This is a genomic window from Novosphingobium album (ex Liu et al. 2023) (assembly GCF_029076845.1).
Lineage (GTDB): Bacteria > Pseudomonadota > Alphaproteobacteria > Sphingomonadales > Sphingomonadaceae > Novosphingobium.
The window spans coordinates 1-13,061 of sequence record NZ_JARESE010000118.1; the positions used below are offsets into that span (position 1 = coordinate 1).

17 protein-coding genes are annotated in these 13,061 nt (G+C 67.1%); 1 reads left to right on the top strand and 16 read right to left on the bottom strand.

What is annotated here, in order from left to right:
* Positions 1-168: 168 nt before the first annotated feature.
* Positions 169-357, bottom strand: coding sequence for a hypothetical protein (locus PYV00_RS24075; RefSeq protein WP_275230875.1), 189 nt, complete (start codon positions 355-357; stop codon positions 169-171).
* Here PYV00_RS24075 and PYV00_RS24080 point away from each other — a divergent pair.
* The gene (locus tag PYV00_RS24080; RefSeq protein ID WP_275230876.1) at positions 356-490 is read left to right on the top strand and encodes a hypothetical protein; all 135 of its coding nucleotides are present in this window, start codon (positions 356-358) and stop codon (positions 488-490) included. The genes PYV00_RS24075 and PYV00_RS24080 overlap by 2 nt on opposite strands.
* 63 nt (positions 491-553) lie before the next feature.
* Here PYV00_RS24080 and PYV00_RS24085 read toward each other — a convergent pair whose 3' ends face one another.
* The 15 genes from PYV00_RS24085 to PYV00_RS24155 all read right to left on the bottom strand — a co-directional run.
* Entirely contained in the window at positions 554-1,045 is a 492-nt protein-coding gene (locus PYV00_RS24085; protein WP_275230877.1) for a hypothetical protein, read from the bottom strand.
* Positions 1,046-1,054: 9 nt separating this feature from the next.
* Complete coding sequence (locus PYV00_RS24090; protein WP_275230878.1) at positions 1,055-1,243, bottom strand: hypothetical protein; 189 nt, start codon at positions 1,241-1,243, stop codon at positions 1,055-1,057.
* Between the two features lie 13 nt (positions 1,244-1,256).
* On the bottom strand, positions 1,257-1,634 hold the full coding sequence (locus PYV00_RS24095) for a hypothetical protein (RefSeq protein ID WP_275230879.1): 378 nt from the start codon (positions 1,632-1,634) through the stop codon (positions 1,257-1,259).
* Positions 1,634-2,296 carry a glycoside hydrolase family 108 protein gene (locus tag PYV00_RS24100; RefSeq protein WP_275230880.1) on the bottom strand — a complete coding sequence of 221 codons (663 nt, stop codon included), beginning with the start codon at positions 2,294-2,296 and terminating at the stop codon, positions 1,634-1,636. The genes PYV00_RS24095 and PYV00_RS24100 overlap by 1 nt, the downstream gene beginning before the upstream one ends.
* On the bottom strand, positions 2,296-2,757 hold the full coding sequence (locus tag PYV00_RS24105; protein ID WP_275230881.1) for a hypothetical protein: 462 nt from the start codon (positions 2,755-2,757) through the stop codon (positions 2,296-2,298). Before PYV00_RS24105 ends, PYV00_RS24100 begins: the two co-directional genes overlap by 1 nt.
* Entirely contained in the window at positions 2,757-5,183 is a 2,427-nt protein-coding gene (locus PYV00_RS24110; protein ID WP_275230882.1) for a hypothetical protein, read from the bottom strand. The genes PYV00_RS24105 and PYV00_RS24110 overlap by 1 nt, the downstream gene beginning before the upstream one ends.
* Positions 5,184-5,187: 4 nt before the next feature.
* The gene (locus PYV00_RS24115) at positions 5,188-5,526 is read right to left on the bottom strand and encodes a hypothetical protein (RefSeq protein WP_275230883.1); all 339 of its coding nucleotides are present in this window, start codon (positions 5,524-5,526) and stop codon (positions 5,188-5,190) included.
* The gene (locus PYV00_RS24120; RefSeq protein ID WP_275230884.1) at positions 5,526-5,795 is read right to left on the bottom strand and encodes a hypothetical protein; all 270 of its coding nucleotides are present in this window, start codon (positions 5,793-5,795) and stop codon (positions 5,526-5,528) included. The genes PYV00_RS24115 and PYV00_RS24120 overlap by 1 nt, the downstream gene beginning before the upstream one ends.
* The gene (locus tag PYV00_RS24125) at positions 5,792-6,157 is read right to left on the bottom strand and encodes a hypothetical protein (RefSeq protein WP_275230885.1); all 366 of its coding nucleotides are present in this window, start codon (positions 6,155-6,157) and stop codon (positions 5,792-5,794) included. The genes PYV00_RS24120 and PYV00_RS24125 overlap by 4 nt, the downstream gene beginning before the upstream one ends.
* A 2-nt stretch (positions 6,158-6,159) precedes the next feature.
* The gene (locus PYV00_RS24130; protein WP_275230886.1) at positions 6,160-7,521 is read right to left on the bottom strand and encodes a hypothetical protein; all 1,362 of its coding nucleotides are present in this window, start codon (positions 7,519-7,521) and stop codon (positions 6,160-6,162) included.
* A gap of 7 nt (positions 7,522-7,528) precedes the next feature.
* Positions 7,529-7,966, bottom strand: a complete 438-nt coding sequence (locus PYV00_RS24135) for a hypothetical protein (RefSeq protein ID WP_275230887.1) — start codon at positions 7,964-7,966, stop codon at positions 7,529-7,531.
* A 3-nt stretch (positions 7,967-7,969) separates the two neighbouring features.
* Positions 7,970-8,563, bottom strand: coding sequence for a hypothetical protein (locus tag PYV00_RS24140; protein ID WP_275230888.1), 594 nt, complete (start codon positions 8,561-8,563; stop codon positions 7,970-7,972).
* Complete coding sequence (locus PYV00_RS24145) at positions 8,560-12,066, bottom strand: DUF7359 domain-containing protein (RefSeq protein WP_275230889.1); 3,507 nt, start codon at positions 12,064-12,066, stop codon at positions 8,560-8,562. The genes PYV00_RS24140 and PYV00_RS24145 overlap by 4 nt, the downstream gene beginning before the upstream one ends.
* Before the next feature lie 5 nt (positions 12,067-12,071).
* The gene (locus PYV00_RS24150) at positions 12,072-12,512 is read right to left on the bottom strand and encodes a DUF6950 family protein (RefSeq protein ID WP_275230890.1); all 441 of its coding nucleotides are present in this window, start codon (positions 12,510-12,512) and stop codon (positions 12,072-12,074) included.
* Positions 12,505-13,061, bottom strand: a 557-nt coding sequence (locus tag PYV00_RS24155; protein WP_275230891.1) for a hypothetical protein, incomplete at its 5' end; no start/stop codon positions are given. The genes PYV00_RS24155 and PYV00_RS24150, both read right to left, overlap by 8 nt.

Here is a 13,061-nt window from a genome sequence, read left to right on the forward strand (position 1 = left end):
TCATCTGCCCTGAGGCATCCTGTAGAACTATCCTTGGCATCGGGTTCAATCCCGAGGGCTTCAAAGATGATTTGGTCAGCGAAGTCGTCGAACAGCTCGCGCTGATGGGTTTTCGCGGCGGATAACCCCTCCGCCCCGATCAACTGGCATATTGGCATAATTCCGCCGTCAGCCGCCAAGCGCGATCGATGCGATACCCCCGGCGATACCCCCGGATTTGCGGCTCGACGCGAGCGGTGCGCGTCTCGCCTCCGATGCTTCGCCTTGGCCGATCATCTGCTTTACCGCATGATCGTGGCTCTCTGGCAGGACGAACCTTATGCACAAAGCGTTGCTCTGCGCTGCGGCGCGCGACATGGCGGATTTGCTGAATGCCATGCTCGATGATGTCGAAGCGCAAACGATAGCGTTGACCCGCGATGAGGCTGTCCTGATCCAGGGCCTCATCGAAGGTCTGGCGAACTGCCTCGATCTGCCACCGCCTGGATGAGCGCAAGGGCCGAAGCAGCGATCATCGCCGTGTTGATCGCGCTGGTCATTGCCGGCGCTGTGATCACGTGAGCGTCTGGTCGACCGCCTCGCGCAGCGCCGTCGCGCCAGCTTCTATCTGTCCGAGCGCGGCCGCGACCGCCGTCTTGTCGATCCCCGGCGCGGCGCCAGCCGCCTGCAGGATGCGCGCCGCCTCGGCCATGAACATGTCGGGCCAGATCCGCAGTCCGAAGAACGCTAGGCGCATCCGCTCGATCGGCAACTGGATCGGCCCGCGCGCCATCATCAGCCGCATCGTGAACTGCGGGCCCATGCCCTTCTTCTTGGCGGCCTCCCAGTCGCCGCCCTGCGCGTCGAGCTTCCCGGTGGAATTCCACTGGTCGAGTTCCTGCCGCCCGACGTACTCGATGTAGGCCCATTCGGGGATGGCCCCGCCCGTGATCGGGCGAAATCCGGCGGCATAGAGCTGCGCGGCCAGCGGCTCGATAATGCTGCGGGGATCGACCGGCTGGCCCATCGCCTTGCAGAACGCCACGAACGCGTCGTTGATTGTCATTCCAACCTCCTAGAAAATTCCGAGAAACCTGGGCCTGCTGCGCCTCACCGCCTCGCGGTCGCGCGCCTCGCAGCGCTCCACGATGCCGACGGCCGCACCATAGCGATCGTTCGACTTGTCGAGCTGCGCCGTCTGCGCGTCACTGAAGGCGATCCAGTCGCCAACCGTCTCGCCGCCGGGCAGCGGCGCGCCCGGCACGCCCGCGCGCCATTCACCGGGCAGGAGCGAGCTGCAGGCACTGCGGGTTGCGTTGATAGGCGGCGCGCCGGCACAGGCCGCGCAGGCCAGCGTCGCGAACAGGAGCGGCAACAGGCGCGTTGGCGCCCGGAGCGGAATGAATCGCATCGGCATTTTCTCCGGTGATGACGTCGGCCGCGTCCTCGGCCGCCGCCTGGGTTCCCAGCGTCTCGACCGCGTCGTGGCCACTCTCGGCCGCGGCGTCGGCCTGGTTGGCGTTGAGCCGCGCCTCGACCTTGGCACGCGCGCCCGAGCCGATCGCGTGGCTGATCCAAAGGATGGCGGTCAGCAGGATCACGCCGGCGGCCACGCCCGCGATCAGGCGCGCCGGGATCTGTGAAAAGTCGGGCATCAGGTTCCTTTCGTGGACGCGGCCGGCTCCCACCACCGCCGATCGAAGCACCTGGCGCGATCGACATTGCCGACGCGCCATCGCATCCAGCCCCGGTAGAAGACCTTCAGCCTGGGATTGACGCGCACCAGGCGCGCATATTCGGCCGCCTGCCTGGCATCGAGCGCGTCCAGCATCGCGACGCAGCCGCCGGCGCCGGCGGTCAGCGCATAATGGCGATAGCGTTCGATCGTCCTGGGCCCGACCTTGCCGTCGACCGAGAGGTCCGCGCCGCCCAGCTCGTTGAGCGACAGCTGCAGCCAGCGGCTCGGCCGCGCCGGGCCGAAGTTGACCGCGCTGTCGATCACCTCTTCGGCAACGGCCGGCTCGATCTCCACCAGCGGTGCCAGCCCCGGCTTCTCGACATAGTCACGCACCAGGATGCGATCGGCACAGATATCATCGGCGCCCGCGCAATGCTTCGGAAGCACGCGCATGTCGCCGGCATAGCCGTGCCTGCGCGCCACCTGCTCGGTCACGCCATGGTTTGTCGCCCCGCCGGGATCGTTCGGATGATCGACATAGCCGCCCTCGATCGCGAACACCGTCGCCAGGATCGCCAGCAGCGCGGCGGAGATGCCGCCCTTCACCGCTGGCGACGGGCCGGGCCCGGGTGCGGCCATCAGCCGTCCAGGTCGCCGACGGCGAACTCGCGCCACGCCTTGAAGGCAAGGTAGGCCATCTGCATGACCAGGTAGATCGCGGTGAGCACGAGCACCCAGGTCTGCCAGTCGATCAGGCCCGCCTGGCCGGCGCCGGCCACGGCGATCGGCGGCGCACCCTTTACCGCCTCGGCCACCGCTTCGGTGGCAAGGTTATGCTCGTTCATCTCCGAACTCCGCTCAGATGTTGATGTTTGTCTTGTGGGTCGCAGCGCGGCGATCTTGCCGCTGGCGACCAGCCCGGCCGCCACGTCGTTGAGATCGTCCGCGCTGCCATCGTTGAGGCCCTGCAAGTTGGGCAGGGCATCGAACACATGCTCCGCCCCGAACGCCGCGATCATGGCAGCCACGCGCGCGGCGCAGCGGGTGGACTGCGCGGTCGGCGTGGAACTGCTGGCCGTGGCCGTGTCGCCGATTTGCATTATAGAACCGTCACAACGCCACCTGCGCCGGTGAAATCACCGGTATACCCCTCGCCACCAGCACCGATCGGAATGAGATTTTTAAAGCCAAAGGCTGAATTGCTGTGACCAAAAACGCGTAACTGATCACGCCGGGCCTCAGGATCTACGGAGAAGCTATCCCACTCGCCCTCAGCGCCGTACCACATCAACGCCAGCGTGTTGCCGACGAACCGAATATAATCGCCAGCCCCGATTGAGATGTTGCGAAAAAAGCAGTCGGCCACGGTCGGATCGTCGCTGACGAACGTGTTGCCTTCAATATCCGCAAACCATGGCTCATCGTAAAGCTCGATGTTGTTCGGACCATGGATATTGAACGAGCCCTTGTGGCCTCGAAAATAGCTGCCTCGCGCATAGATCCTCTGGCCCGGCGAAGTGCCAGATCCCACGGCACGCTGACTGTTCCATGCGTTATTGATTGCATCGTCATTGCCATGGTGGCGGACATGGCAGTTGATGATCCACTGCTCGGAGTTCGACTTGTTTCCGTTCGTTTCTAGGTGGATCGTGTAGCGGCCGTTTGTGATTTCCAACGTGAGATTGATCAGCCGCGTCGTGGTATCCAGCCATAACAGCGAGGTGTTCGTGATCGTCGCAGCCGACGCTGAATTGTCGTTGGCGTAGGAAATCACGATGTCCTCGCGATTACCGATGCCGATGATGTCGACATGGTCCTTGGTGTGCCACTCGGCGTAACCTGTATAGTCGCCGGGATAGACGAGAACAGCGTATCGCTTGGTCGGAGTTGCATCCGCGATTGCGTCGAGAGCGAGCTTCGGGTGCGTGTAATCGCCACCGGACGGCTTGACCGTCACGAACTCGGTTGGAAATGCAGTGGGCAGGACTGTGGCGGTCATGATTTCAGCATGCAGGCGGGCGATCAGCTTATCGAGATTGTCTTGGACCGCCTGCCTGTCGGCGTCAGGGCTAGTGATCGTGCCGATCCGCCATGCTGCGCAGGTCAACGTTTCGTCTGACGCGGGCGCCGCAGTATTGTTGATAATTACATAGGGCCGAAGCTCGTCCTCGTCGCCCTGCACGTCGTAGTCGAACGTGTAAGTAATGTACGACCCATCCTGTACGGTGGCGGCGGGTATTACGTCGCGCGTCGATACTGCCTGGCTCGCGAGTAGCTTGACCTGCATGTGCGCAGTCAACGAGCGCGTGAACGATGCCGAGCGCAGCAGCCGCATTTGGACCCGGATACGGGCGCCGCTATTTTCCGCGCCAGCGAAATTGTAGCGATACCGGATAAAGCCCTGATAACCGGTCTGCCCGGCCGGCACTGTCAGTGTGTCGCCGGACACGGTCGCACCATGTGCGCCGGCTGTGAGGTCGCGGACGACGTCATCTGTGCCTAGCAAATTACCCTGATCGATCAGGGTGAACGCCTCGGCGGACTTGCCGCGAGTCTCAATCCGCGCCTGTACCAGATCGTCCATAGCAGTGCTGGCGCTCGATGGGTCTGAGGCGATCTCCCATGCGGTCGAGACAAGTTGGAAGGTGTGATCGTTATTAGCCAAATCGCTCGATAGCAACTGGATGCCCGGCCCCCATGCCGTGTCCGTCGCTCCAATGTCAACCTCCACAATGCGGGTCAGGAGTGTGCCGCTCTGTACTGTCGAGATGTGCGTGGCGTTCGTGCTATCGAGTTTTGTTGACACGCCGCCCCGAACGACCCTCCCTAGATAACTGGAAGGGCTCAAGGGCTTTTCGGTGAGAAAATTCTCCGAGACCTGCCACACGCCCGTCATGCGAACCGTCTTGCCGATGGCGGCGGCCAACAATTCGGCAGACGGCGCAGAGTAGCCCGACTGGAACGAGGACGCACCGGTGTTCGCGGCCGAGATGGTGAAGAGATGGCTGGAGAGCGTGGCCCCGCCGTTGGCTTGTTCGTGCCAGAAAGCGTTTGCAATTTGCTCGCCAGAAGTGATCCTACGGCCTGCCGCGGCTGCCTCGCTGTCTGCTGCGGCCACAGCCGCCGCTTCGGCGCGGTCGGCATCCTCGCTGACCGCCGCTTCCAGTTCCGCGCTGACCTGCGCTGCGGCATCGCTGGCGGCGGCTCCAGCCGCTTCCACTGCCGCATCGCGAGCCGCCTGGGTTTGGGTGAGAAGCGTCCCGGCCACCGTGGCGGCGTCCTGCGCGTCCTTGTCCAGATCCTGCCACGCGCCGTCGACCCGCACGCGCGTCTTGCCGGTCGTCGTGTTGAGATAGCTGTGCCCGTCGAGCAGGCCGGTCGGCAGCAGGATGGCCACCGCCTCGGCCGCTTCATCGTCCGCGAATGCCCCCAGCGACCAGCTCGGGCCCCGGGGGCCGACGATCGCGGCCGGCGCGGGGTCGCTGGCCGGCGGATCGGGAACAAGCGCGAGTCTGCGCGTGGCCATGATGCTAGATCTCCCTGATCTGGACAGTGGCGGTCGGGCCGAAGGCCACGGCGCCGCCATCGGTGACGGACCAGCCCAGCTGGTAATAGCCGATCTCCAGCGCGGCCGAGGCGGCGGGATCGAGCGAGAAGGTCCAGCCTTCGTCCACGTCCTCGGTCGCCGCGCGGAACGCGACGTCGAACGAGACGGTCGGCACGGCCACCTCGGTCAGCACGCGCTCTCCCGGGACCAGCCGCTTCAGCCAGGCCGCCGCGACGGTCACGCCCGCGATGGCCTCGTCATCGATCACCGCGATCGCGATGCTCTCGCCGCGCCCGCGCACGTAATTGACGATCTGGTCCATTATTCGGCCCCCATCGCGCGCGCGGTGATCAGCACCATGCCGGCGACGCCGCCTGTCTTCGGGTCGCTGGCCTTGATCGACAGGACGGTCACGGGCTCGCCGGCGACGGTGCCTGTCTTCGGATCGCGCAGCCGGGCGGAATCGGCCATGAAGGCGATCGTCATCGTCCCGTCGGGCCTGTCGCGGATGCCAGCCACGCGCGTGACAGGGCCGAACGTCACTTCAGCGCGGCGGCCGTTCTCCACGGCCCACGTCGGTGACGCGGTCACTGCTGCACCACGCGGACCAGGATGGTGCGCTGGCGCGTGCGCGCCGGGGCGGAATTGGTCACGAATGTCACCTCCATGGGCAGGCTGGTGCCGGTGCCGTCGAAGGCGGCATCGGTCTTGAAGTCGTCGTCGATCGCCAGCCAGAACAGGATCGCGGTGCTGCCCTCGATCAGCGCGGGATCGCGCCCGCCGCCGGTCATGATGGTCAGCCCCAGCGCGATCGCCTCGGGGCGCAGCGCCAGCGTGTAGCTGGCGATCTCCTCGCCCTCTTCGAGCAGGGGCCCGGCCGGATAGACGAAATCCATCTCCTCCATCGGATCGAGCGCGTCCGCGAAGGTGGCGGCGGTCGGTGGAATGGCCATATTTACCCCGCAAGCCTGCGGCCTGAGAGCCGCGAAATCGGATGGGGCAGCGTGCGCCGCGCCAGCCGCGAGGCGGGCAGCACCAGCCGCCGGCCGGCCGGCGTGATCGCGGGCGAGGCGATGCTGCCGCCGGTCAGCGTGAACACCGCGCCGTCCGCCGTCATGCGATAGTGGTGCCGGCGCGTGAGGGTGGCGTCGCCGCCCACCAGCGTAAATGCGCCGGCACTCGCCTTCGCCGATCGGTGAAAGCGCACATCCGATCCGGCGAGCACGAAGGCGCCTGGCTCGGCCGTGATCTTCTTGATCTCGGTCTTGACGAACGCGACGTCGGCGCCGGCCAGCGTGAAGGCCCCGCTCGCGGCCGCCATCCGGCGTGAGGCCAGCAGGCCGGCCGGCCCGCCCGTCAGAACGAAAGCGGCGCCGTCGGCCACAAGCTGGCGATGCGCCGTGAGGCCCGCAGCGGTGCCGGCGAGCGCGAATGTCGCAGCGCCTGCGGACAGGTGCCGCGAAGCCCGCAGGCCGGCCGTGCCACCTGACAGGGCAAAGCCGCCGGCCTGCGCGACCATCGTGTACTGGTTCAGCACCGTGTACGTCAGGACGATCAGGCCGTTGCCGGGCGACGTAGGCGTGCCGCTGGTGCCGCCGCCGCCGAAGCCATAGGCGCCGCCGGCCGCTGTCGGGCCATTGGCGGTGTCGGAACCGCCTATGCCCGAGCCGCACCCGTGCGAGGCATCCCATTCAGCGTTGTGCGAATTCCTGCCTGCCGGCGTGGCGCCCGACGCGCCCGCGCCGCCCGATCCCTGCGACCCGTTGCCGCCCGGCGCCGTACCGCCGGCCGTGCCGGTGGGCCCCGTGCCGCCCGCGCCGCTGGCGCTGATCGTGCCGGACCCGCCGTTGCCACCGCCATTGGCGCCGCCGCCGCCACCGCCCTGCCCGGTTGAGGAATGGCCATTGCCGGCCGATCCGCCGGGCCCGTCAGGGCCAGCCGCACCGCCACCACCGCCCGCGCCGGTCGATGCGCCGCCACCGCCCTGGCCGCCATCATAAGTGACATCGCCGATCGAATTCGATGCAAGGCCACGCCCGCCAAGCGTATTGCCCAGCGCGTTACTTCCAGCATCGGCCTTGACGGTGCTGGATGACGAGAACCAGGTATCCGACTGACTGCCGCCCTGGCCGACCTGAAAGCTGACGCTGCCACCCGGCGTGACGGCCAGACTGTTCTTCTTCGCATAGGCGCCGCCGCCGCCGCCGCCACGTGTCGCGCCCACGCCGCCCGGCCCCAGGCATTCGACCTGCACGCTCGTGACGCCGGCCGGAACGGTCCAGCTGCCGCTCGCGGCGGTGAGGAAGACGACGGCCATGGCGCGATCAGGCGAGCGTCAGCAGGTTCGCGCCGAAATCCACCGTGAAAGTCTCGCCATCGGCCAGCGTGATGGCGGAGCCGTAGTCGTAATAGCCGATCAGCGGATCGGCGGGCGAAGTCGGCGTGTCGTTGTAGATATAGACATAGCGGAACGGGCCGACGCTGCCGCCCGAGGCGGTCAGCACCAGATCATTCACGGCGAGGGCGTAAGTCCCGCCCGACTGCGCCGAACCCGTCACGGTCAGCACGCGTGACGACAGGTGGGTGTAGCTGATCTGCGTCACGTTCGCGAGGACGCAGGCGGCGGTGGCGCCGTTGGGCGGCGTTCCTTCCGATCCGGGCGCGGTGTTCGAAAGCGCGATCGTCAGCGTATCGCTTTCGAGGTTGTGCACCTTCTCGGCCTGATGCTCGATGAAACCGGGAAGCTTGGTGAATGTCGCCATGGTTCAACCTTTCTTGGTTTTGGGAATGCGCGCCTTGATCGCGGCGCGCGCGGCATCGATGCGCGCCAGCTCGGCCGCGTCGCCGTCGATCTGGGCGAACGTGATCGCTTCCACGGTCAGGCCGGCGGCGGCGTAGGCGCGGCGGCGCAGCCGGGCGTAGTCCTGCGCCAGCACGATCGTGCCGGGCCCCTCGGGCAGCGCCTCGCCCGGCTCGCAGGCGACCTCGATGTGCAGTGTCCCGATGCGCGGCCCGCGAATGCGCACCGGCACCGCCTCGGGCAGCTCGACACCGATCGTCACCGCGCCATCGACCGGCTCGACCAGCACGCCGCGCACCATGACGGTCGCGCCATCCGGGATGCCGGTGACGCTGTTGGCCTGCACCTTGACCTGGGCGGCGCGGCGCTGGTTCGCCCGGCGCGTCTCCGGGTTGATCCAGTGCGTCGCGCCGTCATGCCGGCCGGCGGTGATCGCCTCGCCCGGGTTGAGCAGGATCTGGTCCAGCGGCAGGCGCGGCACGGCGTTGTAGAGGATCGCCCCCGACGCCGCGTCATAGACGGTGATCCAGCCCTGGTCGGAGCCATCGGCCGCGATCACTGCAATGCCCTCGGATTGTCGATCTTGAACCAGCGCTGGTAGAGGTTGCCGCGGTTGTTCGGCCCCGCCGTCACGCGCCAGCCCAGCGCCCATTGCGCCGGCAGGCTGTAGATCGAGAACTGGAACTCGATCTTGTGCGTCTTGCGGCCGAGCGACTTGAAGCCGGCGGCGTCCGCCGCCTGCCACACGTCAGACACGATGATCGGCGCGGTTTCGTAAAGTCCGCTGCCCCAGCCCGACCCGGTGTTCCGGTAGAGCACCATGGTCAGCGTCAGGCTGTATTCGCCGTCCTGCACCGGATCTTCGACGATGATCTCGTAAGGGATCACCGCCGAGACATTGAGCGTGATCACGCCCGCGGCCGGCACGGCGATCGCGCCGGCCGCGAAGGCCGAGCTTGCCGTCGTCTCGCCGTCGCTGGTCAGCTCGTGCGTGGTGCCTTCCATGGCATAGCCGGCCAGGTTGATCGCGCCGGGAATGATCGCGCCTTCGCCGACCAGACCGTCCTTGATCGTGCCGTCGGAGTTGATCGCCAGTTGCGCATAGCCCGACCAGGTCGCGACATTCGCGGCGGTGGTGCCGTTGATCGTGCCGGTGATGTCGCCGGTGAAGGCGATGCTGCTGCTGGGCCGATAGGGGTTCTCGCCGGCAACGGTCGATTTCGCCCAGGCTCCCGCGATCATCCCGGCCGCCGCGACGTCCCTGTCGACGACGCGCACCGCGCGCACCGCGAACGTGTAATACCGCGTGGGCGAGACGCCCTGGACGATCAGCGCCCGCGTGCCCGGAAGGTGGGTCGATCGCTGTTCCAGCGCTGGCGTCGCGCCAGGCGTGTAGGCGCCGGACGATGCCGACGGATAGATCATGACCTCGAAATAATCGATGTCCGCCTCGGTCCCGGACCAGATCCATTCGAACGAGATATCGGCCGTGCCGTTGCCGTTGATCGTGTGGTCGATGCAGGTGCCGTCGGCGGCAAAGGTGCACGTCGGCGGCGTCGTGGCGAGGCGATCGTTCCGGTTGTTGAAGTTGCCCACCGCGCTGGCGACGTTCGCCGCGCTGGTACCGTTGATCAGCACGGCGGCGGCAACGGCGGTGTTCGCGCTGGGCCGATAGGGGTTCTCGCCCGCAACGGTCGATTTCTTCCACGACGAATAGATCTTGCCACTGGCATCGATGTCGGGATCGACATCGCGATAGGCGCGCACGGCGAAGGTGTAGTAATTCGTCGGCTGCACGCCCTGGATGATCCACGCGCGCTTGTTCGCCGGCACGATGTAGACGGTTTCAAGGCCCGGCAGCGTGCCCGGATTGTGTGCCACATTCGTATCGCCGGAAAACAGCAGCACCTCGAACCCGTCGATGCTGGCTTCCGAGCCGCCCCAGATCCATTCGAACGAGATATCAGCGCTGCCGTTGTCGTTCAGCGAATGATCGACGCAAGTGCCATCGGTCGGCGTGCTGGGCGTCGGGATGGCCGCGCCGTTGCGATTGTTGAAGCTGTTGAAGTCGCTGGGCAGCTCGGTCAGCGGGCCATAGCCATAGCCCGGCGGGACGCCGCCGTGCGTCGGGCCCGCGCCGATCGCCGGCGTGGTGATCCGGCCGAGCGGGTGGCGATCGGGATAGTCGCTCGAATTGAGGCCCTCGGCCGGGTCGGTCGTGGCGTGATAGGTCGGCGCGGTGTCGGTCAGGTCCGGGTCGTCGAAGTAGACGTGGTAGAGCGTCGCCGGCGCCAGGCCGGTGATCGTGCCCGTCTCGCGCGTGACGTCCTCGGTACCGTCCGGGTAATCCCAGTCGTGCCGGGCGACCACGATCGTGGAGACACCGCCCGGATCGGTGGTCGTCGCGGTGAGCAGGTAGCTCGAAACGTCCGAGGCATCGCGCGGGTTGTTGATCGAGGCGGTGCGGATGATCGCCAGTTGCCAGCCATAGGGCTTGGCCGCTGCCGCCGCCTGCTCGTCGCGCTCCTGGCCGGTCTGCTTGAGCCCGGGCGTCGGCGGCGCGATCGTCGTGCGGCCAAGCGCCCAGTCGTGCTTCGCGGCGGTCTCGCTCATGAAGGTGAACGTCGTCGTCAGCTGCGCGGCATCGAACTCGCGCGTCAGGATGACGACGTCGTGATCGAGCGCGAGGCTGGGAATCGTCAGGTGCACACAGTCGCCGGGGCGATAGTGGCGCACGCGCACGCCGAAAGTCGCCGTGATCGGCTGCATCTCGCGCGCGTCGGCGATGACATAGGCGGCGAGCTGCGCGGCCTGGTCCTTGTCCTTGACCAGGTTGAACGGCCATTCGGCCTTGCGCTCCTCGCCATCCTCGGTGACGTAGATCTCGGCGCTGACCGGATCGATCGCGCCGATCAGCTCCCAGTTGTGCTCGGCCGAGCGGTATTTCGGCACGATCGTATTGATGCGCTGCCGGCGGCTCGTCATTGCCGTGACGTTGGCATCGCTGCTGGCAAGATCGGCTTCGGTGAAAGTATCGAGCACGACGCGCGGCGCCGAATACTTGAACGAGAGCAGCCCGTTCGCGATGATCGGCAGGCCGCCTCCCGCCGCCGCGATATCCTTCAGGTTCGGCCAGCGCGTGTCCGGCATCGGCTCGAACACGACGCCGAAGATAGTCCAGCCATTGGCGTCGCAGACATTTGCCCAGGCCACGACGCTGGGCCAGTCGATCGCCGTCGCCGGCAGCCCCATGCCCAGCACCCGCTTGCCGTTTTGGAAGCGGCCGTAGGCATAAGTGCCCGAATGCAGCGCCGGGTTCTCACTCCATTCGTAAGTGCTCTCATCGCCCAGCCGGTGGCTGCCCGAACCGCCCGGATAAGTGCTGTCCTTGCGCGGGTCATAGACCTTGACCCACTTCCCGTGGGCCCCGAATTGCGGCAGGCCCGAGGCGAAGCGCTTGCCGTCCTTGTCGAACTTCAGGCTCCAGCCGATCGCCGCCTGGCCCGAAAGCTTGCTGGCGCTGGTCCATCCCGGCGCGCCGGCGAACTGCGGCGCCAGCGCATTGGCCTCGGGCGTCGCGCCGAGTTGCGTGTCGGTATAGAGAAAGCCGGAATACCAGCTCGAAACCGGCCCCTGGTCGACCCAGGGCGTGATGCTTTCGATCGGCCCGCCGCCCGAATAGACGCAGGGGAGGAAGCGGTAGGGGTTGGGAACCTTCTTGAGGTCCGCGCCATAGCCACAGTCGTGGCGCAGCACGCCGGCGAAATAGCCCTCGCCCATGACGTAGGGTTGCGGCGCGTCCGGCGCGATCAGGATCTGCGTCACCCCGCCACGCGCCGGCGGCGGCTTGTAAAGCAGCTGCGCGCCGATCTGCGCCGCGCCGGCGGCGATGCCGGCGATAGTGGCGATAGTGGAGGTGACGGAGCCCAGCGTGACGGCAACCGACCCGGCTGCGCCCACCGTCGCGCCGATGATCGTGCCGCCGGCGACCGCGCCGACGCCGGTGGCGACAAGCGCCACCGCACCGACAATCATGCCGATGGTCCGAAGCGTCTTCGACATGGCGGCTAGACCCTCCAGGCCCCGTCGAGCTGGTCGAGCGGCACGTCGATCACCACCATGCCTTCCGCCGCCCCGTGCCAGCCGATCAGCTTCTGTGGGCCGGCGCAGATCATGATCGAGCCCAGGTCGTCGCCGTCGCTCGCCGCGACCACGATATCGCCCAGCAGCATCATGGCCGGCGCGATCCGCTGCAGCCCCGGCAGTGCGTCGAGCATTTCGGCGACATTCTTCCAGCCGCGTTCATCCAGCGCGCGCCGCGCGCCGATCGCGCTGCGCACGCGCGCGGGCAGCGGCTCGGGCCGGTGCCCCATCGCGCGCAGATGGAAGCGGGCCATGTGCACGCAGGTGATCGACTTGCGCCAGTCGAACGGCCGGGCGCGATACCTGGCCATCGTTCGCGCGGTCGCGGTCTGGCGCCGCACCAGCTCTGACCCGGACTCAGACACGATCGTATCCCGAGGCGGGGCCATAGCCGCCCGTGCTGACGGTGGTGCCGATCGGCGCGTCGACACCCCAGGCGACCGGGCGGCCCAGCCCGGTGGCGTTGTCGTGGCCGGTCTCGCCGGGCCAGATCGACTTGTGCCAGCTCGGCGACAGCGAATTGCCGATGTTGAGCTCGAACAGCCGCGCCGCCGCCGCGATCACCGTCAGGCCCAGCTCGAGCATTAGCGACAGCGTGGCCTGGTCAAGCTCGCCGTCGAACCGCAGCTCCGGCGTGCCGAGCACGGCACCGGTCTCGACATCGTATTCGGCCAGCCAGAGCCTCATCGGGCTGCCCTGCATTGCCGGCTGCACCAGGTCGGCGGCCGAGGCGCTGGATGGCGGCAGCAGCGTCATGTCCAGCGGCGGCAATTCGTCGCCCGCGCCTTCGGACAGCGGTTCGATCGAGCCGAGCGTGCCATAGATCGGATCGCGCGCGCGATAGACCTCCGCGCCCCACACGATCCGGCCGCCGTCGCACAGCCTGATGGTGTGATCGGGCAGATCGATCCTGA

What these genes read in the sequence shown, in the direction of transcription:
- PYV00_RS24080 (WP_275230876.1), top strand. Translation starts at nt 356, where the DNA reads ATGGCGGATTTGCTGAATGCCATGCTCGATGATGTCGAAGCGCAAACG.
- PYV00_RS24075 (WP_275230875.1), bottom strand. Translation starts at nt 357, where the DNA reads ATGTCGCGCGCCGCAGCGCAGAGCAACGCTTTGTGCATAAGGTTCGTC.
- PYV00_RS24085 (WP_275230877.1), bottom strand. Translation starts at nt 1,045, where the DNA reads ATGACAATCAACGACGCGTTCGTGGCGTTCTGCAAGGCGATGGGCCAG.
- PYV00_RS24095 (WP_275230879.1), bottom strand. Translation starts at nt 1,634, where the DNA reads ATGCCCGACTTTTCACAGATCCCGGCGCGCCTGATCGCGGGCGTGGCC.
- PYV00_RS24100 (WP_275230880.1), bottom strand. Translation starts at nt 2,296, where the DNA reads ATGGCCGCACCCGGGCCCGGCCCGTCGCCAGCGGTGAAGGGCGGCATC.
- PYV00_RS24105 (WP_275230881.1), bottom strand. Translation starts at nt 2,757, where the DNA reads ATGCAAATCGGCGACACGGCCACGGCCAGCAGTTCCACGCCGACCGCG.
- PYV00_RS24110 (WP_275230882.1), bottom strand. Translation starts at nt 5,183, where the DNA reads ATGGCCACGCGCAGACTCGCGCTTGTTCCCGATCCGCCGGCCAGCGAC.
- PYV00_RS24115 (WP_275230883.1), bottom strand. Translation starts at nt 5,526, where the DNA reads ATGGACCAGATCGTCAATTACGTGCGCGGGCGCGGCGAGAGCATCGCG.
- PYV00_RS24125 (WP_275230885.1), bottom strand. Translation starts at nt 6,157, where the DNA reads ATGGCCATTCCACCGACCGCCGCCACCTTCGCGGACGCGCTCGATCCG.
- PYV00_RS24130 (WP_275230886.1), bottom strand. Translation starts at nt 7,521, where the DNA reads ATGGCCGTCGTCTTCCTCACCGCCGCGAGCGGCAGCTGGACCGTTCCG.
- PYV00_RS24135 (WP_275230887.1), bottom strand. Translation starts at nt 7,966, where the DNA reads ATGGCGACATTCACCAAGCTTCCCGGTTTCATCGAGCATCAGGCCGAG.
- PYV00_RS24145 (WP_275230889.1), bottom strand. Translation starts at nt 12,066, where the DNA reads ATGTCGAAGACGCTTCGGACCATCGGCATGATTGTCGGTGCGGTGGCG.